A 19,004-nucleotide genomic window follows, 5' to 3' on the forward strand; every position below is an offset into this window, starting at 1 on the left:
GGGGATAGTGGATTTTTTTCAGGAGTTTTGAACCTATGAGCGAATGGCAACGGCAACTGGCCGCGGCCCTGACCGATCCCGGCGACCTGGCGCGCCGTTACCAGTTGGACCCGGAGCCGCTGCGGGCGGTGGTAGAGCGTTATCCCATGCGCATCTCGCCCCACTACCTGGGGCTCATCCAAGGGCCGGGCGACGCCATCTGGAAGCAGTGCGTACCCGATCCCCGGGAACTGGTGGCCACCGATGAGGTGCTCGATCCCCTCGACGAGGAACGGCTGTCGCCGGTGCCTCGCATCGTCCATCGCTATCCGGATCGGGTGCTGCTGCTGGCCTGCGGTGAGTGCGCCACCTATTGCCGTTTCTGTACCCGCAAGCGCAAGGTCGGCTGCCCGGCCATGGCCGGGACGGCGGAAGAACTGGCGCAGGCCCTGAGTTACCTGGAAAACACGCCGGCGGTGCGCGATGTGATTCTGTCCGGGGGCGATCCCCTGTTGCTCGAGGACGATCGGCTGGAGGATCTGCTGCGCCGGCTGCGGTCTATACCCCACGTTGAGATGATCCGCCTCGGCAGCCGGGTGCCGGTGACCCTGCCGGAGCGCATCACCGACCGGCTGTGCGCCATGCTGCGCGAGTTTCATCCCCTGTACCTGAACACCCATTTCAACCATCCCCGGGAACTGACCCCCGAGGCGGCCGCCGCCTGCCGGCGACTGGCCGATGCCGGCCTGCCCCTGGGCAACCAGACGGTGCTGCTGCGGGGTGTCAACGACACGGCTCCGACCATGCTGGAGCTGGTCCGGGGGCTGCTGAAAATCCGGGTGCGGCCCTATTACCTGCACCACATGGATCTGACATCCGGCACCGGTCATTTCCGCACCCGCATCGAGACCGGCCTGAATATCGTCGCCGCCCTGCGCGGACCGGTTTCCGGCCTGGCGGTGCCCCATTACGTCATCGACGCGCCGGGCGGCAAGGGCAAGATCCCCTTGCAGCCCGAGTACCTGCTGCGCGGGGGCCATCCGGCCCTGCTGCGCACCCCCGGCGGCGCCACCCTGGAATTTCCCAATCGGGTGGAGTAACCGTAGGGGGGCGTTATCGTTTCCGGATGAAAACTGCAGGTAACTATTCAGCTTCGTGGAGCAGGGTCTCGCGCCGCCCACCCCGAGGGCCGCATGAACCCATCCATGGGGCTTGGCTGGCGCCATCCGGGCGCCAGACACCCTCGGGGAGGGCGCCCCGAGCCCCGGTGCTGAACGGTTACAGCTACAGCAGTTCCGGCGTAAAGGCGACCACCTCGTCGATGGTTGCGGCATCGGTCAGCAGCATCACCAGACGGTCCAGGCCGAGGGCGATGCCGGCGGCGGGGGGCATGGCGGACAGTTCCTCGAGGAATTTTTCCGGTTCGGGGACGGGACGCTTGCCGGCGGCGCGGCGGGCCGCCTCGTCGGCACGAAAACGGGCGCGCTGCTCCGTGACATCGGTGAGTTCCGAGAAGGCGTTGGCCAGTTCCAGTCCGGCCAGATAAAGTTCGAAACGCTCGGCGACATCGGGCCGCCGGGGATGACGGCGGGCCAGGGCGGCCAGGGTGGCGGGGTATTCATACAGCAAAGTCGGCCGCTGTCTGCCCAGGTGCGGTTCGACCTTCTCCGTCAGAACCTCGTCGAAGCGGTCCGCGGCCAGGGCTTCCGCGACGCTCAGGTCGGCATGGCGGGCGAAGGCCTCGGCTACCGTCAGCCGCTCCCAGGGGGGCGCCAGATGGAGGGTTTCGCCCTGCCAGGTCAGCGTTCCGGACGGCACCAGGGTGGTCAGCAGCGCTTCGCATTCCTCCATCAGAAAATGGTAGTCGCGGTCGGCGGCATACCATTCCAGCATGGTGAATTCCGGCAGGTGACGGCCGCCGCGCTCATCGGAGCGCCAGCAGCGGCAGATTTGGAACAGGCGGGGATAACCGGCCGCCAGCAGGCGCTTCATGCACAGTTCGGGGCTGGTGTGCAAAAACCAGCCGTCGCTGCCGACGGGATCGATGTGGCATTCCGGGGCGTTGCCCGGGATGCGGTGGGGGGTTTCCACTTCCAGGTAGCCGCGTTCCATAAAAAAGGCCCGGATCGTCTGCACAATCCGGGCCCGCTGCTCCAGGGTCCGGCGCTTTCTGGCCAGGGCCCAATTGCCTTCCATAGGGTTCTTATTCCTTGACGCGGGTGACGTACTCGCCGCTGCGGGTGTCGATCTGGATCAGGATGCCTTCTTCAACGAAGGACGGCACCTGCAGATTGTAACCGGTTTCTACCGTCGCCGGTTTGTTGTTGCCGGCCGCGGTGTCGCCCTTCACCCAGGGATCGGCGCTGGTGACCCGCAGATTGACGAAGTTGGGCAGGGTGATACCGATGGCCCGCTCGCCGAACATGAGGATCTTCACTTCCATGTTGTCGATAAGGAAATACTTCTGGTCGCCGAGGGCTTCCTCGCTCAGGGTGACCTGCTCGAAGCTTTTCTGATCCATGAACACGTAGCCGCTTTCGTCCTGGTAGAGGTACTGCATCTCCCGCTCGGACAGGGCCGCCGGTTCAAAGGACTCGCCGGACCGGTAAGTGCGGTCGAACAGAGACCCGGTGATCATGTTGCGCAGTTTGCATTTGTACAGGGCCTGGCCCTTACCCGGCTTGGTGAAATCGAACTGGACGATGACGTGGGGCTCGCCATCGATCATCAGCTTGGTGCCTTTGCGTAAATCGGAACAGGTCAACATGCGGTTTTTCTCCTCGAAACATGATTAAGCCATGGTGGCGAATAAGCGAAACAGGGCATTAAAGCACAGGAAAACCGTTTTTGTCATGAAAAAATTGCCCTGCTTGGAGGCAGGGCAAGGGGGAGAGAAACCACGTCGCCGGTTGCGACGGCATATTGGGCAGAAATCAATTACATGGGGGAGCGCTCTTTCAACAGATCGCGGATTTCCGTCAGCAGGGTTGCCTCCGCCGTCGGTGCGGGCGGCGCGGCCGGGGCTTCCGCCTGCTTGCGGCGCAGGCTGTTGATGCCCTTGACGAACAGGAACACGACAAAGGCGACAATGATGAAATCGAACACGTTTTGCAGGAACAGGCCGTAGTTGAGAGTGACCGCGGGTGCCGTTTCGGTGGCCTCCTGAAGGGTGGCGGCCAGATCCTTGAAATCGACCTCGCCGAGCAGAATACCCAGCGGCGGCATGAACACATCGGCCACCAGAGACGAGACGATCTTGCCGAAGGCCGCACCGATGATGATACCGACGGCCATGTCCACCATGTTGCCTTTCACGGCGAAGGTCTTGAATTCCTGCAGCATGCCCATGGGTTGAACCTCCCTTTGAAAAATGGTTGTCATCCCGGTTCTGGCAAGGGTGGAAAAACCGGATTCATGTCATGAATATAACACAATTCTTCGGATATGCTCGGGTTCGGCAAGGGGTCTGACAGGTGTCCGGCCAATACTTGGCAGGGCCTTCAGATTTTGGCCTGTCTGGCAACTGTATGCCCGGAATTCTGCCGGTTGGAGGGCCAAGTAAATTTGCCCGTTTCCCCATGCATGCTTAGTCTTCAGGCCCGCAGGGCGGCTGCCGGCAGCGACTCGCGCCCCGATTTGTGCAGGTAATAGTCGTAATCGCCCTCATAGGCCAGCAACCGGCCGTGATCGATCTCGAAGACCCGGTTGACCAGGCTGCGCAGGAAGTGGCGGTCATGGCTGACCAGCACCACCGTGCCGGCGAATGTCTGCAGAGCGTCTAGCAGCACCTCGCGGGAGACGATGTCGAGGTGGTTGGTCGGTTCGTCGAGGATCAGAAAGTTGAGCGGTTTGGCCAGCAGGGTGGCGAGGACCAGGCGGCTTTTCTCTCCGCCGGACAGGATCTCGATACGCTTTTCCACGTCGTCGCCCTGAAACAGGAAGGCGGCGCAGAGGTTGCGCACCACTCCCACGGAGGCCATGGGCAGCGCCTCGCAGACCGTTTCAAATACGGATCGTTTCGGGTCAAGGATATCCATGGAGTGCTGACTGAAATAGCCCCCATGGACGTTGGCGCCGATGGTCACCGTACCGGAACCGGGTTCGGCCTGGCCGGCCAGCACCTTGAGGAAGGTCGATTTGCCGGCGCCATTCACTCCGGTCACGGCGATCTTCTCGCCGCGCCGGATCAGCCCGGAAATGCCGCTGAAGACCGGCTGTTCGCCCCCTTCCGGAGTCGGCCAAGCCTTGGCCAAGTCCCGCATCAGAACCACGTCGTCGCCGCTGCGCGGCGGTTTGGCGAATTCGAAACGGATGGTTTTCTGCTCCGGCGGCAGCTTGATGCGTTCGATTTTCTCCAGTTTCTTGACCCGCGACTGCACCTGGGCCGCATGGGAGGCGCGGGCCGCGAAGCGGGCAATGAAGTCTTCCTCCTTGGCCAGCATCTCCTGTTGGCGGCGATGGCTGGCCATGAGCTGTTCCCGGCGGATTTCCCGCTCCCGCAGGTAAAAATCATAATTGCCGCCATAGGTGGTGACGGTCTGATTGCCGACCTCGATGATCCGCGTCACCAGCCGGTTCATGAATTCGCGGTCATGGCTGGTCATCAGCACCGCGCCCTTGAAGTCTTCGGACAGCCAGCTCTCCAGCCAGATGATGGACTCGACGTCCAGATGGTTGGTCGGCTCGTCAAGGAGCAGCACGTCGGGATTCAGGGTCAGGATTTTCGCCAGGGCAATGCGCATCTTCCAACCGCCGCTGAAGGATTCCACCGGTCGTTGATGGGCCTCCGGGCCGATGCCGAGGCCGGTCAGCACCGCCTGAGCGCGGCTTTCGAGATGGTAGCCGTCGCGATGCTCGAATTCTTCCTGGGCATCGCCATAGCGTTCCAGCAGTGCCGCCAGCGCCTCGTCCGCCATGGGCTCGCACATGGCCGCTTCCATCTCGGCGATCTGCCGACCCAGTTCCATGGTGCGGGCCGAGGCGGCCATGACCTCGGCGAGGGCCGAACGGCCGGCCATCTCGCCCACATCCTGGGAAAAATAGCCAATGACGGTTTTCTTGCCGCAGCTGATTTCGCCGCTATCCACGGCTTCTTCGCCCGTAATCAGGCGGAAAACCGTGGTTTTGCCGGCGCCGTTGGGTCCCACCAGGCCACTGCGCGTGCCGGCGGTTATCTGAAAACTGGCATTCTCGAAAAGGATCTGCGAGCCGTATTGCTTGGAAATATGGGTCAGGTGAATCATGAAACCTCGCTGAAAGTGGCGTAAAGCGGTTTTTTCATGGGGAGGCATCGCGAACCCATCGAAGGAGGGTCCGATCATGCCAGGCGCAGGACCTTGTCCCGCCGGTCTGTTTGCCGTACCTTGAGGCTAAGGAGGGGGTTCGGCCAGAGATGGTGTACAATGATCGATGAGCGCGGCAGCCTGTATGGATAATCCGGGGTACTGGTACCACGGGGCGGGGCGCGACGGCAAGGCTCTTGGTGGGAAAAGGTGATTTTTTCAGCGAAGGGTTTGGGGAGAAGGGGGTAAGAGATGGATGAATTTATGCAGGCCGCTCTGGAAGAGGCGAAAAAGGGCTTGGCAGCCGGCGGCATTCCCATCGGATCCGTATTGGTCCTGGACGGAAGAATCGTCGGCCGCGGGCATAACCAACGGGTGCAAAAAGGCAGTGTGGTACTGCATGCGGAAATGGACTGTCTGGAAAATGCGGGCCGTTTAAAGGCGGCTGATTATAAACGGTCGGTTCTCTACACGACCCTGTCGCCGTGCGATATGTGCAGTGGCGCGATTCTGCTCTACGGCATTCCCAAAGTGGTGATCGGTGAGAACAAAACTTTCCATGGGCCGGAGGCGTACCTGCAATCCCGAGGGGTGGAACTGGTCGTGGTCGACAGCCGGGAGTGCAAGCAGCTCCTGGGGCAATTCATCATGGCAAATCCGGATCTTTGGAACGAAGATATTGGAGCATGACGGTTACTTCGGGACCACCGGATAACCGGCTTCGCGCCATTCCTGCCAGCCCCCCTTGAGGGCGTACACATCCGGGTACCCCATCGAAATAAGCATCCGCGCCAGACCGGCGCTGGTTGCTTCATCCGGTCAAGAACAGTAAAGGACCAGGGTCTTCGACGCCGGATATTTGTTTTTCCAATCGTCGAATTTTTCCGGAGCCTCCCGGACTGCACCGGCTATTTTCTGGTCGCTCTCCGTCCATTCCATGTCGGATCGCGCATCGATGATAACCAATTCAGCCGAACCGAGCCGAGCCTTCAGCTGCTCCTTCGCCATACGGGGCGCTTGGCCCTGGCTGGATGTCTCCATTCCGGCACATCCAAAAACCAAAATGAGCAGAAGAATCGCCAGCCATTTCCCTTTCATGATTTTGTCCCTCCTTTCATTTCGGTTCTACCCTCATATTAGCAGCCCTGTCACCTCCTTCAATCTCCTGTGTTCCATATTTTGACATCATTGGGTCTGAAAAATGTAAGAATTTTCAAAAATTCCCTTGTTTTGCCGGAAAAGCCCTCTCATCACGACTGCCGAGGGTGCTCTTCCAACCTTTACTCTGGCTGTTGTTCCAGATAAAATGCCTTGTTTTTAACAGATATTGTCAGGTCAGATCAGCCGGCGGCGCGGGCAACCAGGAGCGATAGATGAAAAAGGAAGCTGTTTTGCAGGCGGTCCTGGCGGGGAATGCCCTGCCAACCCTGTCCCCGGTTGCCTCGCGGCTGATCTCTCTGACGGCTCGAGAGGATACCACCATCAGCGACATTGCCGAGCTGGTTTCCAAGGATATTTCCCTTTCCGCCAAAATCCTTAAAGTCGTCAATTCGGTCTTATACAGCTTCCCCCAATCCATCGTCACTATCCAGCAGGCCGCCTCGATTCTCGGCACCAATGCCGTGCGCAGTCTGGTGCTGTCCTTTTCTTTCTTGCAACCGTCCAAAGGAAACGATGGGTTCGACTACTTGAACTTCTGGTCCCAGTCCCTCGGCGAGGCGGTAGCCGCCCGCAGGCTCATGGAGGCCATCGACAAGAATGCCGCCGAAGAGGTCTTTGTCGCCGGTTTGTTGCAGAACCTGGGAATTTTGATATTGGCCCGCGCCTATCCCGAGCTCTACCGCCAGGTGGAGCAAGTGGTTGCAGGGGAGGAACAGAAGCGCTGCCGGGCCGAAATGGATCTCATAGGCGCCGACCACGCCTACATCGGGGGGGAAGTCGCCCGCAACTGGGGGTTTCCGGATGCCTTGGTGCTGCCGATTTTTTTTCATGCCGATCCCAACAGGTATGATGGGCGCGATCCGCAAATTCGTCGGCTGTGCCAGGTCGTCAATCTTGCCGGTTTGCTGTCCCAGGTCTATCACAGCAAGACACCCGAGGCGATTGTCAACGAATTCAAGGTCCAGGTTCGGCAACAGTTCGGGTTGGAAGAGCGTTACCTCAAGGATTTTCTGGAGAATGTACATGCCGAGGTCAACCAGGTAGCGGAAAGTTTCGAACTCAACATCGATGAAAAGAAATCCATCACCGAAATCCTGCAGATTGCCAACGCCGAATTGAGCGTTCTCAATCTCAGCTACGAAGAAATGAATCGGTCATTGGTGGAAAAGACGGTCAAGCTGGAGTTGCTGACCGCCGAACTGGAGCGAAAAAACCGGCAGCTCGAACAGCTGGCGAACGTCGATGGCTTGACTGGGGCTTATAACCATCGATATTTTCAAGATTTTCTCGACCGGGAGCTAAAACGTTCCCGAAAACGATCTCATTCCTTGGCTCTGGTTCTGGCCGACATCGATAATTTCAAGGCGTTCAACGATGCCTATGGCCACTTGGTTGGCGACAAAGTGTTGCGCCAGTTTTGCGATGGGTGCCGTGGCGAGTTGCGTGAATACGATCTGTTTGCCCGGTATGGCGGCGAGGAATTTGCTATCGTGCTGCCCGAGACGAGCGCCGAGGAAGCCGAGGCCGTGGCAGAAAAACTGCGCCTGGCCGTGGCCCGCCGCAGATTTGAACACAATTTGGAAGTCAGCAATCTTACCGCCAGTTTCGGGGTGTTTGTTTTGTCCCCTGAAAATGCGGAAGTCACTAAAAACGATATGATCGATTTTGCCGACCAGGCCCTTTTTCAAGCCAAGAAAAAAGGGCGCAATCAGGTCGTGGTTTACAGCCCCAAAAAGAAGAATTGGTTCGGGCGTTGAACCTTTTCTGCCGGGAACGCATGTTGGGTTTCAGGGTTGCTTGAATTTCGCAGCAGAATTACACCAATTCCTCCGAAAATTTCCGTTTGTCACCCCTGACCCATTTATTTCAATTTGAATTGCCTGGACTCCATCAAGCCTCACTCGCCATCAATACGACTTCGGGTGCCGGGCCGGCGCGTGGCTTGCCACTGAAAAACGCCGTAATCGGTGGTGATGGTTCCGTTAAGCACGTCTTTCGATACCAACTCAGCTGCAAACTTCGCCGGAACAAATCTTCCTCCATGGCGGGCCTCGCCGCTGAAAGCGACGCTGGTGCCGTGAATTTTGATTTCACCTAAATCGGAAGAGTTGTTGTTCCCGCGGTGGACACCCTTGGCTGCTTGGAACCTTTGATTGATTTCGATAGCCTCCTTCTCTCCGGCATGGTTTTGCCATTCCCACGTGCCGGAAATGTTGGCCGGGATGACCCAGTAATAAATATTTGCCCCAGCCACGTCGCGTTGGGCGTCCGTTTGCCATTCACCCATGTCGAAGGCATGAGATACCACCCTGGCGCCGGGCCGCAGCTCACCCAGCAGCTTGGGTCTGAGGCGGAGGTTCACACTCTGTAGCAGGTAAATGGCGACCACGCTGGCCTCTGAAATATCCGCCTCGAACAGGTCGCCCTGACGGAATTCGACACCTTCAACTCCCGCCCGGCGAAGATTGTCACGGGCTTCCTCGACTCTGACGGGATCGATGTCGATCCCGACGCCCCTGCAGCCCGTCTGCTTAGCCGCCTGGATGACAATCCTTCCGTCTCCGCTGCCCAGATCGTACAACACGTCGTTGCTGTTCACTCCGGCGAGGTGGATCATTGCCGTGACCACCGATTCGTCGGTGGGCACGAACGGCACATCCAACTCCGGCATGGTCAGTTCCGCTGCAAATAACCTATTCGAGGCCGGCGGGGTGAACGTGAAAAGTGCTGCCAGCAGGAAATAAATGAGTGTTTTCATGTTTTCTCCTTTTTTTTGTTTAAAAGAAGCAGGGGAATGCCGGATGACACGATCAGCACGCCGGCGATCGGCGCCGCCGCGGCGCTTCTCAGGCTTGATACCAGCATGAACAGGCATATCCCGAAAAACACAATAGGTATGAGGGGAAACAAGGGGACTTTGAACGGTCTTTGCCTGTCCGGTTCGCGCTTTCTGAAGATGAACAAGGAAAAGGTGGAAAGCAGGAAAAAGAACCAGAACACCGGAGCGGTGAACTCCACCATGAGGGAGAACCCGTCCCTGGCGAAAGACCCGAAAGCCACCAGCACCAGGGAAGCCGCCCCGTTGAACAGAACGGCGTTCCTGGGCACTCCCGCGGCGCTGTTCCATTTGCCCAGAAATCCCAGCAGTTTGAAATCCCTTCCGACGGCGTAGGCGGACCTGGCTCCGGTAATAAGCGTTCCGTTGATTGTCGCGAGAGCCGCGATGGCGATGAGCAGGCTGATTATTCCTGCGCCTCCTTTTCCCAGGGCTTTTTCCATCAGGTCTGCGGCTGCCGTATCAGAGCCCGCCATTGCGGAAATTCCCAAACCTCTCATGAAGGCGATATTGACCACCATGTAAATGGCGGTGATGAAAGCGATGCTGTAGATAAACACCTTTATGATGCTTTTCCGTTCCATTTCCGCGGAGAGATAAACCGCTTCGTTCCAGCCGCCGTAGGTAAGCAGTACGAATATCAGCACTTTGCCGATGGCCCCGGGAGGCATTGGAGAAACTTCGGCAGCCACCGGTAGCGCGTGCGCGGGAGTGTTCAGGGCGAAAAAACTGATCAACAAAAGACCCGCGCCCACGACAAAGACCAGGGATTTTTGAATCCTGTTCCCCTGGGAAAAACCGGCGGCATTCAAAGCCGTCAGGGCAATGACAAAGCCTGCGGCGACCAGGGTGGAGGAGCCGGGACGGCCGATCATTCCCGCGACGTAATCGCCGGCCAGAAAGGCGAGCATGGCTATGGAACCGGTTTGAATGACGGTCATGCGCGACCAGGCAAACAGAAAACCCATGGGTTTTCCGTAAGCGCGGGAGAGATAAAAATAATCCCCGCCCTGGTCCGGATAGGTGGAGGCCAGTTCGGCGAAACAGAAAGCGCCGAGCAGGGAAATCAATCCACCCAGTCCCCAAATCATGAGAATCCGGGTGCTATCGGCAACTTCGGCGGCTACCAGGGAGGGGGTTTTGAATATGCCGGCCCCGATGACGATGCCGATGGTTATGGCCACGGCGTCGAAAGTCATGAATTTTGGGGCGCTTTTTTTAAGGCCGTGCATCTGGATCCTCCGGCGCGAGCTTTTCCTGAAATTGGGAGGCGATTTTCCATCCCCATTGCAGTTTGGGCGCGGGATATTCCTCTGCTCGGGCAATGCCTCTTACGACAAAGCCATGTTCAAGGGATGGCTTCATGCGGAAAGGCTATCGCAAATCTGCTCCTTGGGAACACTGACCGATATTTTTCTTTTCTGGATAGGCATTAAAATCCAGTGAGGCAAGGCTCCCTGATATTTTTTAACGCCAGGACCAAAAGGAAAATTCATGGGAAACATTGCTTCAAAAGGCGCCATCCTTCCCTGGTTCACTTTTTCTTCTTACCGATACACCTCATCATGACTCCCGATGTCGAAAAGAACCATTTCCTGTTCGGTAATCAACAAGGTCAGAGTGATGCGATAGCTGCATGTGAGGCTGGCCGCGTGGCAATCGGAAAGGATGCCGATCAGGGGGTGGAGTTCAAGATGGGGATGGAAGAGGTCTTGTTGCAGGTCAGCCAACACCTTGCCGAAGCAAGGCTTCAAATCGGGATGTTTTTTAAGAATTTTCGCGCCTGCCGCAGAAACTGTTGCGGTGTGGTGAGGGTGAACATCACGCCGGTTTTGGAGTGTTTGTTTTGTCCCCTGAAAATGCGGAAGTCACTAAAAACGATATGATCGATTTTGCCGACCAGACTCTCTTCCAAGCCAAGAAAAGAGGGCACAATCAGGTCGTGATTTACAGCCCCACAAAGAAGAATTGGTTCGGACGTTGAGCCTTTTTCGCGGGAGTTCATGGTTGGTGGCAGGGTTGCTGGAATTTCGTAGCAGAATTACGCGAAATCCTACGAGAGTATCCGTTTGTTAGATCCCCATCGGTGTTCTTCGGAAGATTCAAGGCCTGTTGCACTGCTAAATTTATTCTGGAAGATTGCCTTTACTTGAGGCGAGTCCGACGAGCCCGCTGAATGAGGCGGCGTCAAATATCACTGCAACACCGGCGATTCCGGGTTACAGATTCTGGCGTGTTCGACAAGTTGAGCAATCTGATTGCGGGTGCGACGAGTTTCCGCCCAATGCTGGCCCATGCCGTTCCCCTTCGTCCATAATGCTAGGCGCGCCTCTTTGGCTGACGGTGCCTGACGTACTATCCGAGCCGACCACTCGAGAAGATGCAAGCAGAGGGCTTGGGTTACCTGTCGTACCCATGAGCGGGACGCCCCTTGCGGCAGGGGGAATCGTTCAGTGTGAAAGATGGTTCCACTATCGACCTTTTCGATGATTTCATGCAGGGTCACTCCCACTTCTGGGTGTTGTTCCAGGATAGGGATAACATCATGGCCGATGCCGGGAAGGTTTGGCAAAGCGGGATGCAGATTCAGAGCGAGGCCCATCCCGGAGAGTTCATGGGCCGAAAAGAGCAGATCATTGTGAACCGAGAACACGATGTCCCAGGGGCGGTCCGAAACGGTTTTTCGCACCGCCGTGTCAGGTTCCCTGCTGATATCCCATATGGCGGATACCTGGTCGGGAAAAAACCGGCGCAGGAGTACCTCTGCGCGGGGGCCGACAGCCGGATCGGAAACAAGTAGCACTCTTGGGGTCCAGTAAGTTGTCATCACATGGCACATGGAGTCAGGCCCGCATTCCCTTCCCCTTAAGTGTGACCTTCGGTAACGGTGCCGCATCGCCGCCGTCAAAGCGCGACATCTGGAGCGCATGACGATCAATTGCCCTCCGTAATGCAGCGGCGTAGATCTTGCGCCATCCTTTCTGCGGACTGCGTAAAAACCATGCGCGACGCAGGTCCCAAGACCGGTTCAGCGGGGTGTCCACGATATCGCCGGTATGATAAGCGCAGCCGCCAAGATTGTAGACAGTGATCTCGCCGAGATAGAGAAGCTCACCGTCGGTGAGGAAATCGACACGAAGATGATCGAATTCGGTACCTATCTTCGATGCCAGCCACAGAGCTTCGTCGATACAAGCCGGCAGCGGGCGCCGATCGATGTGCTCCGAGATGGCCGTCCTGATTTCCAGCATACGAAAATCGCCCTCCGGGCCCCGCTCCCAAATGGCTCCGGACCGGCCCTGTTCATTTTCCGAAATCAATACAACCTGCTCGACGTGCGGACCAAAGGTGTAAAGCTTCAGATCCAGCAAATCCCCTGCCGCGGGCCGAATCATTTCTTCTGCCAGCAGCCTTCGCGGGACGTGGAGGTAGGCCCATTCAAATTTGCGGCGACCGTGAGACCTTTTAAGAAAGCCGTTGGCCTCTTCGATCAGTTGCGTTTTGCTATACTGGCCGCCTTTGACGAAAAGATTCATCCGCCAGCCATGGGTTGCCTTGATAACGACATCGCCCTGGAGAACAGTTTCGGGTATGTCCCTCGCGTCGGTTCCGCACCAGAGCGTCGTTGGGACTCTTGCGCCAAAATCATGCTGTGCAACCCAGTCTTTTGCCGCTTGCTTGTCTGACAAAATTACAAATCGCGGATCGCGATCAAAGATCTTTCTCCAGGCGTACTTCTCGTTCGCGGTCAGTGGCAAGGCAATGTTCGGACGGAAGCCGGATTTCCTTCTGCACCGCCAAATCTTCGGATGCCGCACCATGACCCAGGACTGTGCCAGCCATAAAATCAGATAATCGACTAGCTCGCACTTTTTCAATGTCCTCGCCTTTGCGAAAGTAACAGAGAGCAGGCCTGCCAATTTCTGACCATCAAATTTCAAATATTGAGCTTTTTCTTGCTCCTCAGCGCCTTGCGATATGCCATGGTAGATGGAACCAGTACGTATCTTAATGGTTGCGCCGTGGTGAATGGAAAGTCTCACCCGTCCCTCAAGAATGGACCGGCTTTTGCAGTTTGGAACGTTGACCTTTTTTCAATGGACGGAGTTTTTTGGAATGATTGGAAGATAGCATGTGAATTTGTAATTCTCAACAACGTTGGCCCAACGTCCCTGCTTGACGACAAGTGCGGCGTCAGGCGGGACGTAACCTGCGGTATTGACCGGTCGTCGAGGAAAAGCGAGGATTTTTGATTGCCTCTGGCGATGACATGATACAGCGTGCCGGGGGGTGCTATGTAGCTTTATCTGGGAGAAGTGAGAGGGTACCGGTGGAGTTCAAGATGGGGATGGAAGGGGTCTTGTTGCAGGCCGGCCAACACCTTGGCGCTGCGAGGCTTCAAGTCGGGATGCTTTTTTAAGAATTTTCGCGCCAGCCGCAGAAACTGTTGCTGTGTGGTGAGGGTGAACATCACGCCGGCTCGTCCGCGTGGAGGGCTTGCAGCAGGGCATCGACCGTTGTGAACTTTTGAACCCGCCGTGCCTTGGCATCATCCAGCGAGGCCCATACGCGTGCAAGATAGGCTTCCTTTGCCTCAGCCGCCAGCTCCTAATAATGCGCCTCGGAAAGCACCGCGTACTGCGGCTGGTTGTTCCTGATCACATGGACATCGCCCTTGGCGATGATATCGTCCACGGCGAAAGGTCGTAAGGCAAATAATATTCCTTCTTGGCGGCATGTTCGCCGTTCGGCGTGGTGGGCATCATGAATCACATAATTTCATGCGCGTTCCTCTTGACTCTTTCAAGTTATCAAGGCCTGACCGTATGCAGTAACAGTTGAATATCTAACGGGTTAAAGTCCCGTCCGGGGAGTTGTCCGTTCACCCCGGTAGCTCAAGGGAGCGGCGTTCTGGTAACAGAGGGTCGTAAGTTCCCAATTGGCAAAACAGCAGGCCGTAACGCAAGTGAACCTACAGGTAGCCTCGTAAATTGATCGAAGATGCCGACCCTGTGGTCAGAAGGGGAAGGCCGCTGCCTATTGGTCCTGATAACGGAATCGGCCAATAGGATCTTCCGGGGTAGCAGGGACGGCATGTTGTGGAAGATGCTCAACCCAGTGCTGGAGGCCCGGTATGGTGGCGCTGGAGGAGCGTCAACCGGCGCGTATAAGGCAACGAAGTCGCGTTGGGCTGTACCGGGAGTCGGAGGGGTCCATAGTACCGCTTGAGGGCACGGGACAGCATAACCCTGTCCGAGGGAAGGGACCCTGCTTTGTTCGCGCAACCGAAGAGTGGAGGATGAGGGGATTGCATTCATGCTAGCCACCCCGGAAAGCATCAGGACACTACAGAGGAAGCTTTACCGCAAGGCCAAGCAGGACTCGGCCTTTCGCTTCTACGCCTTGTACGACAAGGTATATCGGGCCGACATCCTCAGTCATGCCTATCGCCTTGTCCGCGCCAACAAGGGGAGCGCCGGGATAGACGGCCTCTCCTTCGAGGCCATCGAGACGGGAGAAAGGGAAACCGCTTTTCTGGCGGGGCTGGAAGAAGCACTGAGAAACAAGACGTACAAACCCGATCCGGTGAAACGGGTCATGATACCAAAAAGGGACGGGAGTAAACGTCCTCTGGGTATTCCGACCATTCGGGACCGGGTGGCGCAGATGGCCGTGAAACTGGTCATTGAGCCGATCTTCGAAGCGGACTTTTGCGAAACCTCGTATGGATTCCGGCCGAAGAAGTCAGCCCATGACGCAGTCGATGACGTAGCCTATCACCTCAACTGTGGGTATACGGAAATCATCGATGCCGACGTAAGCAAATACTTCGACACCATCCCCCATGCCAACATCTTGGCGGTATTCGCGGAACGCATCTGTGATGGCGAAATACTGCGCCTGCTCAAGATGTGGCTCAAGGCCCCAATAATGGAGGTGGGCAAGGATGGTAAGAAGCGGAACGTCGGAGGCGGCAAGGGTAATCGAAACGGTACACCGCAGGGCGGGGTCATCTCACCACTGTTATCCAATCTCTACCTGCACATCTTGGACAGGATATGGGAGCGGAGAAACCTGCAACTGCGCCTGGGAGCCCGCCGCGTCAGATACGCGGACGATATTGTCTTGCTGTGTCGGAGATCGAAGTCCGGCCAAGCCATGACAGTCCTGCAGCAGATACTGGATCGTTTGGAACTCACCTTGAATGAAGCCAAGACGAAGGTGGTCAACGCCAACAAGGAGAGTTTCGACTTTCTCGGCTTCACAATCCGGATCGGACAAAGCAGAAGAACGGGGAATTGCTATCCCCATGTCCAGCCGGCGAAGAAGTCCCTACAAAGTGTCAAAGACCGAGTAACCGAACTCACGAAACGAACGCGAACGGTAAAGCCGTTAACCTGGATAGTGAATGAAGTCAACGCCACCGTGCGAGGCTGGGTGGGCTACTTTCATTATCGAAATTGCAGCAGTGCGCTTAAGAGCCTCAGACATCACGTTGAGGAGCGACTGAGAACACACCTGCGGAAGCGGCACAAGGTCAAGGACAGGGGGGCTGGATACTACCGCTTCGGCAGTAGGAAGCTCTACGCTACGTACGGACTGTACAAAGTGCCAACCACAGCGGGCTGGACGACAGCGCATGCCTTGCGGTGAAGAACATCGGAAAGCCGTGTGCGGGAAAACTGCATGCACGGTTTGATGAGGGAGGGCAGGAAATACCTGCCCTCTACTCTACCCATTGTAACCTTATATATAACTGATTATGATTCTTTTTCTTAAACACAAGGCTTATTACACTCAAGGTATCGAAATTTTTATATATTATCAATATCTACATTTAAAAGTGATTGACTAATCTTGAAAAGACGAAAGAATCCCATTTTCAAAATAAAGATAACTACCAGGATAAACCCACTGCTCATGCACCCCCCATGACCCTACCATTCTGTTTACATCTTTTGGCCTACCCCAACTTGTAAGCACTTGTTTTTTGGTCATTCCAATATATATATTCTTATTATTAATGGCATTAAGTGCTCTTTTACTCCATCCCTTACCAATGTTTTTTCTATAAAAGTCTTGCGAGATTTTTTCAATATCAACATCATACTCATATTTAATTTCATTATTATTTTCACAAATCGCAAAAATAACAATTTTTTTTCTAATAGTTTTGTCGTAATAATTTTTTGGAGTGTCTCTTTCCAATGTAATATCTTTTATTTTTATTTTAGATAATCCTGGAAGCTCAGGTTCAGGATACTTAGTCCACAAAGCCTCACCAATATTAATACCATAAGTTTTCAACTTGTTTATTATATCATTCTTTTCTTTTTGTAACTCTTGCAGATCTAATTCACTTTTTGCTTTTTCAATACCGAGGCTATCAACAATAATGTCTCCGGACGAAACATATCGCTCATAAAATTCTTCACTTATATAAAAAAAGCCACCAGAGGAAAAAAGGATTTTATAATAAATTTCTTTATAAGGACTTCCTTCTTTATAGCCAAGCACTCTTGATTCAATAGAAGCTTCTTTTGGCTTATTAATTGAAAATAATTCCTTACTGTCATGGTCCTTGTATATGATTTTGACTTTATTTGTTAACCATACTTTTTTACCAATATTTTTATCAATTTTTTCAACCTTGGACTTAGGGACCACATTTGAAAACATTAAATCCATATCCAGCCCAGAACAAGAATAAAATGCTGTTTTATTCCCAAAGTCAACCAGATATCTTCTCAGGGCATCGTCAACCTGTTTTATCTCAAATTTTTCACCACCAGAAAAATTAATCTTATCACCATTGCCACTATCAAAAACACTTCCGTAAACCTTTTGTGACATAAAAACATTAGAACCATCAACTATTACGTAACTATTTCCAACTTCATTAATTCTGCACTCATATCCTTCAACACAGTTTGCTAGAAAGCTATTAATAAAAAGAAAAATAAATACGAAACTAAAAACATTCTTCATTGCAACATCCATTCTTAATAAATTGCAAAAATGACTACAAACAAACTCTTTTTCAAAGATTATCCTTTGAATCACCATAAATAGAATCAGTATTTACGACAATTTCATAAAATTAGCACGAAAGTACTCACATTTGAGCACAAACAAATCCATGTTCACTTTGGCCATTAAACTCTTAAATGGTGTGCCTTTACGATCCCGATCGCCATTCAAAAAAGCGATACATGGTTGTCCCAAGATTTTAGAGAGCATTTATTATATACGCCATGTTCTACTAATTGTAAATAGGCTCTTAACATACCTCGGACAGGATACAACCTAGGGATATGCCAGTTTCTCTGCAAAAAAGCAATAATGGACAGAATTTCCATATAAAACCATAAACTTTTATCTCATTATCTTCAGGGCTATGTTTTTCTTCTCAGATGGGACGATTTATGAAGAGGAAGACGGCGAAACCATGCAAAATCCGCCTTCACGCCACCCTCATCAGGCAAAAAACACACCGTAAATTATTGGGTTCACGTAGGATTCAAATAAACGTTAACCTTTGTAGGGTAGACTCCCTGAAGACTAATTACTCCTGCACCCTAAGTACACGAGTAGAGATTAGTTGGATAGTAACTTGCCGAATTCCGGGGACATACTTAATTTCTCGGGCCCTTTGGCCCCGGGCTTCTCCGGCTTTAAGGTAAGCGTCAACTCACCCCATCTTGCCGTTCCATAAATCCCCGGTTAAGCTGTCCTCCGTTTCCAATTTCGAGAAGGAGGCCAGCACATGTCATCCCTTGTGCAAGAATGGACCGAGAAAGTTGCTGCCTGGCGCAGCAGCGGCTTGAGCATCGCGGCTTGGTGCCGCCAGAACGCCGAAGGTTATCACCGTTTCCTCTACTGGCGCTGACGCCTGGAAGTCCCACAATCGGCCTCCTCCGGCAGCTTTGTCGAGCTGTTGTTTGGTCCCGGCCGATCCGGTCTGTGCCTGGAGTGCAACGGGATTGCGCTCCACGTGGAGCGCGGATTCGATCCCGCCCTGCTGAGCGATGTCCTCGCTTTGCTCAAACAGGTGTGAGCGGTGCGTCCTTCCCGCTGCCAGCCGATTGACCTGTATGATCAGGCCGTCGACATGCGCAAGAGCTTCGAGGGCCTGAGCACCTTGGTCGAGGCCGCCTTTCCCGGCCGGCTATTGAACGGCTCGCTGTTTTTGTTTCTCAACCGCCGCCGCACCCTCATCAAGATCCTCTATTGGGAGGGTGACGGCTTTGCCATCTGGTACAAGCGGCTGGAAAAGGGCACCTTCTCGGGCTGTTTCAGCGGTCGGCGGGAGCTGACCCGCCAGCAGTTCGTCCTGCTGCTCGAAGGAGTGGTGCCAAGGCGCCTAAGTAGTCGATTTTCCTTGTAGGTATTGGCTCTTGCCGCTTCTTTTCCAGACCGATTTGTGCTATGTTTTCCGCCATGAAAAACCGGGGCGACAAGACAACGGCCGGACTCCCCGTCCAGGATCTTCTGCGGCAAAAGGATGCCAGCATCGAGGCCCTGCAAGCGCAGGTTGCTCTGTTGAGCGAGCAGCTCGCCTGGCTGCAGAGACAGCTCTTCGGTCGCCGCAGCGAACGGCTGGTGGGCGATCTCGACCGCCATACCCTGCCGCTGGATTTTGGTGTCACTGGTAATGCAATAATGGCCCAAAAACGGCAATGAAAAGTGTACCACCCCGGAACCGTGGTATTCCTCCTTGAGGAAAGGAGGGATGCCGATGATCG

19 protein-coding genes are annotated in these 19,004 nt (G+C 54.8%); 8 read left to right on the top strand and 11 right to left on the bottom strand.

Annotated features, from left to right (window positions below; all coding sequences use genetic code 11):
- Positions 1 to 35: 35 nt before the first annotated feature.
- Positions 36 to 1,079: a KamA family radical SAM protein gene (locus JQN68_RS03395; RefSeq protein WP_249621010.1), complete on the top strand. Its 1,044-nt coding sequence runs from the start codon at positions 36 to 38 to the stop codon at positions 1,077 to 1,079.
- A gap of 184 nt (positions 1,080 to 1,263) precedes the next feature.
- Here JQN68_RS03395 and epmA read toward each other — a convergent pair whose 3' ends face one another.
- The 4 genes from epmA to JQN68_RS03415 all read right to left on the bottom strand — a co-directional run bounded on the left by epmA (position 1,264) and on the right by JQN68_RS03415 (position 5,222).
- Entirely contained in the window at positions 1,264 to 2,175 is a 912-nt protein-coding gene (gene epmA / locus JQN68_RS03400) for an EF-P lysine aminoacylase EpmA (RefSeq protein WP_225073283.1), read from the bottom strand.
- A 7-nt stretch (positions 2,176 to 2,182) separates the two neighbouring features.
- Complete coding sequence (efp, locus tag JQN68_RS03405; protein ID WP_225073282.1) at positions 2,183 to 2,746, bottom strand: elongation factor P; 564 nt, start codon at positions 2,744 to 2,746, stop codon at positions 2,183 to 2,185.
- Positions 2,747 to 2,916: 170 nt separating this feature from the next.
- Entirely contained in the window at positions 2,917 to 3,327 is a 411-nt protein-coding gene (mscL, locus tag JQN68_RS03410) for a large-conductance mechanosensitive channel protein MscL (protein WP_225073281.1), read from the bottom strand.
- Between the two features lie 245 nt (positions 3,328 to 3,572).
- Positions 3,573 to 5,222, bottom strand: a complete 1,650-nt coding sequence (locus tag JQN68_RS03415; protein ID WP_225073280.1) for an ABC-F family ATP-binding cassette domain-containing protein — start codon at positions 5,220 to 5,222, stop codon at positions 3,573 to 3,575.
- Between the two features lie 291 nt (positions 5,223 to 5,513).
- Here JQN68_RS03415 and JQN68_RS03420 point away from each other — a divergent pair, with 291 nt between their 5' ends.
- Complete coding sequence (locus JQN68_RS03420) at positions 5,514 to 5,951, top strand: nucleoside deaminase (protein ID WP_225073279.1); 438 nt, start codon at positions 5,514 to 5,516, stop codon at positions 5,949 to 5,951.
- A 3-nt stretch (positions 5,952 to 5,954) separates the two neighbouring features.
- Here JQN68_RS03420 and JQN68_RS03425 read toward each other — a convergent pair whose 3' ends face one another.
- The gene (locus JQN68_RS03425; RefSeq protein ID WP_283775366.1) at positions 5,955 to 6,359 is read right to left on the bottom strand and encodes a rhodanese-related (seleno)protein; all 405 of its coding nucleotides are present in this window, start codon (positions 6,357 to 6,359) and stop codon (positions 5,955 to 5,957) included.
- A gap of 275 nt (positions 6,360 to 6,634) precedes the next feature.
- On the opposite strand from JQN68_RS03425, the gene JQN68_RS03430 reads away from it, so the two are divergent.
- Entirely contained in the window at positions 6,635 to 8,179 is a 1,545-nt protein-coding gene (locus tag JQN68_RS03430) for a sensor domain-containing diguanylate cyclase (RefSeq protein WP_225073277.1), read from the top strand.
- Positions 8,180 to 8,319: 140 nt separating this feature from the next.
- Here the strand turns inward: JQN68_RS03430 and JQN68_RS03435 are convergent, their stop codons facing one another.
- The 3 genes from JQN68_RS03435 to JQN68_RS03445 form a co-directional block, all read right to left on the bottom strand.
- Positions 8,320 to 9,180 (bottom strand): class I SAM-dependent methyltransferase, encoded by an 861-nt coding sequence (locus JQN68_RS03435; protein ID WP_225073276.1) that lies wholly within the window; start codon positions 9,178 to 9,180, stop codon positions 8,320 to 8,322.
- Positions 9,177 to 10,490 carry an APC family permease gene (locus tag JQN68_RS03440; protein WP_349632294.1) on the bottom strand — a complete coding sequence of 438 codons (1,314 nt, stop codon included), beginning with the start codon at positions 10,488 to 10,490 and terminating at the stop codon, positions 9,177 to 9,179. Before JQN68_RS03440 ends, JQN68_RS03435 begins: the two co-directional genes overlap by 4 nt.
- Before the next feature lie 129 nt (positions 10,491 to 10,619).
- On the bottom strand, positions 10,620 to 10,781 hold the full coding sequence (locus tag JQN68_RS03445; RefSeq protein ID WP_249621011.1) for a hypothetical protein: 162 nt from the start codon (positions 10,779 to 10,781) through the stop codon (positions 10,620 to 10,622).
- 42 nt (positions 10,782 to 10,823) lie between these two features.
- Here JQN68_RS03445 and JQN68_RS03450 point away from each other — a divergent pair, with 42 nt between their 5' ends.
- Entirely contained in the window at positions 10,824 to 11,144 is a 321-nt protein-coding gene (locus JQN68_RS03450) for a hypothetical protein (RefSeq protein WP_249621012.1), read from the top strand.
- 308 nt (positions 11,145 to 11,452) lie between these two features.
- On the opposite strand, the gene JQN68_RS03455 is transcribed toward JQN68_RS03450, so the two are convergent.
- On the bottom strand, positions 11,453 to 11,947 hold the full coding sequence (locus JQN68_RS03455; RefSeq protein ID WP_225073274.1) for a formyl transferase: 495 nt from the start codon (positions 11,945 to 11,947) through the stop codon (positions 11,453 to 11,455).
- A gap of 154 nt (positions 11,948 to 12,101) precedes the next feature.
- Positions 12,102 to 13,301: an ATP-grasp fold amidoligase family protein gene (locus JQN68_RS03460; protein WP_249621013.1), complete on the bottom strand. Its 1,200-nt coding sequence runs from the start codon at positions 13,299 to 13,301 to the stop codon at positions 12,102 to 12,104.
- Positions 13,302 to 14,574: 1,273 nt separating this feature from the next.
- Between JQN68_RS03460 and ltrA the strand changes: the two genes are divergently transcribed.
- A complete protein-coding gene (gene ltrA, locus JQN68_RS03465) occupies positions 14,575 to 15,912 on the top strand; it encodes a group II intron reverse transcriptase/maturase (protein WP_225073272.1) in 1,338 nt (445 codons plus the stop codon).
- Positions 15,913 to 16,110: 198 nt separating this feature from the next.
- Here the strand turns inward: ltrA and JQN68_RS03470 are convergent, their stop codons facing one another.
- Positions 16,111 to 17,247 carry a hypothetical protein gene (locus JQN68_RS03470; protein WP_249621014.1) on the bottom strand — a complete coding sequence of 379 codons (1,137 nt, stop codon included), beginning with the start codon at positions 17,245 to 17,247 and terminating at the stop codon, positions 16,111 to 16,113.
- A 778-nt stretch (positions 17,248 to 18,025) separates the two neighbouring features.
- Between JQN68_RS03470 and tnpA the strand changes: the two genes are divergently transcribed.
- The 3 genes from tnpA (at position 18,026) to JQN68_RS03480 (ending at position 18,942) form a co-directional block, all read left to right on the top strand.
- Complete coding sequence (gene tnpA, locus JQN68_RS14575) at positions 18,026 to 18,148, top strand: IS66 family insertion sequence element accessory protein TnpA (protein WP_283775367.1); 123 nt, start codon at positions 18,026 to 18,028, stop codon at positions 18,146 to 18,148.
- Between the two features lie 171 nt (positions 18,149 to 18,319).
- On the top strand, positions 18,320 to 18,646 hold the full coding sequence (gene tnpB / locus JQN68_RS03475) for an IS66 family insertion sequence element accessory protein TnpB (RefSeq protein WP_249621015.1): 327 nt from the start codon (positions 18,320 to 18,322) through the stop codon (positions 18,644 to 18,646).
- A gap of 41 nt (positions 18,647 to 18,687) precedes the next feature.
- Positions 18,688 to 18,942, top strand: a complete 255-nt coding sequence (locus tag JQN68_RS03480) for an IS66 family transposase (RefSeq protein ID WP_249621016.1) — start codon at positions 18,688 to 18,690, stop codon at positions 18,940 to 18,942.
- The last annotated feature ends 62 nt before the right edge of the window (positions 18,943 to 19,004 follow it).

This window comes from Desulfuromonas sp. CSMB_57, assembly GCF_020194955.2.
GTDB lineage: Bacteria > Desulfobacterota > Desulfuromonadia > Desulfuromonadales > Syntrophotaleaceae > JAFCIY02.

Coding starts and splice junctions, on each gene's coding strand:
- efp (WP_225073282.1), bottom strand. CDS start 2,746: ATGTTGACCTGTTCCGATTTACGCAAAGGCACCAAGCTGATGATCGAT.
- epmA (WP_225073283.1), bottom strand. CDS start 2,175: ATGGAAGGCAATTGGGCCCTGGCCAGAAAGCGCCGGACCCTGGAGCAG.
- JQN68_RS03440 (WP_349632294.1), bottom strand. CDS start 10,490: ATGCACGGCCTTAAAAAAAGCGCCCCAAAATTCATGACTTTCGACGCC.
- JQN68_RS03415 (WP_225073280.1), bottom strand. CDS start 5,222: ATGATTCACCTGACCCATATTTCCAAGCAATACGGCTCGCAGATCCTT.
- JQN68_RS03435 (WP_225073276.1), bottom strand. CDS start 9,180: ATGAAAACACTCATTTATTTCCTGCTGGCAGCACTTTTCACGTTCACC.
- JQN68_RS03430 (WP_225073277.1), top strand. CDS start 6,635: ATGAAAAAGGAAGCTGTTTTGCAGGCGGTCCTGGCGGGGAATGCCCTG.
- JQN68_RS03480 (WP_249621016.1), top strand. CDS start 18,688: ATGTTTTCCGCCATGAAAAACCGGGGCGACAAGACAACGGCCGGACTC.
- mscL (WP_225073281.1), bottom strand. CDS start 3,327: ATGGGCATGCTGCAGGAATTCAAGACCTTCGCCGTGAAAGGCAACATG.
- JQN68_RS03395 (WP_249621010.1), top strand. CDS start 36: ATGAGCGAATGGCAACGGCAACTGGCCGCGGCCCTGACCGATCCCGGC.
- JQN68_RS03470 (WP_249621014.1), bottom strand. CDS start 17,247: ATGAAGAATGTTTTTAGTTTCGTATTTATTTTTCTTTTTATTAATAGC.
- JQN68_RS03445 (WP_249621011.1), bottom strand. CDS start 10,781: ATGGCGCCTTTTGAAGCAATGTTTCCCATGAATTTTCCTTTTGGTCCT.
- tnpA (WP_283775367.1), top strand. CDS start 18,026: ATGTCATCCCTTGTGCAAGAATGGACCGAGAAAGTTGCTGCCTGGCGC.
- JQN68_RS03420 (WP_225073279.1), top strand. CDS start 5,514: ATGGATGAATTTATGCAGGCCGCTCTGGAAGAGGCGAAAAAGGGCTTG.
- JQN68_RS03450 (WP_249621012.1), top strand. CDS start 10,824: ATGACTCCCGATGTCGAAAAGAACCATTTCCTGTTCGGTAATCAACAA.
- ltrA (WP_225073272.1), top strand. CDS start 14,575: ATGCTAGCCACCCCGGAAAGCATCAGGACACTACAGAGGAAGCTTTAC.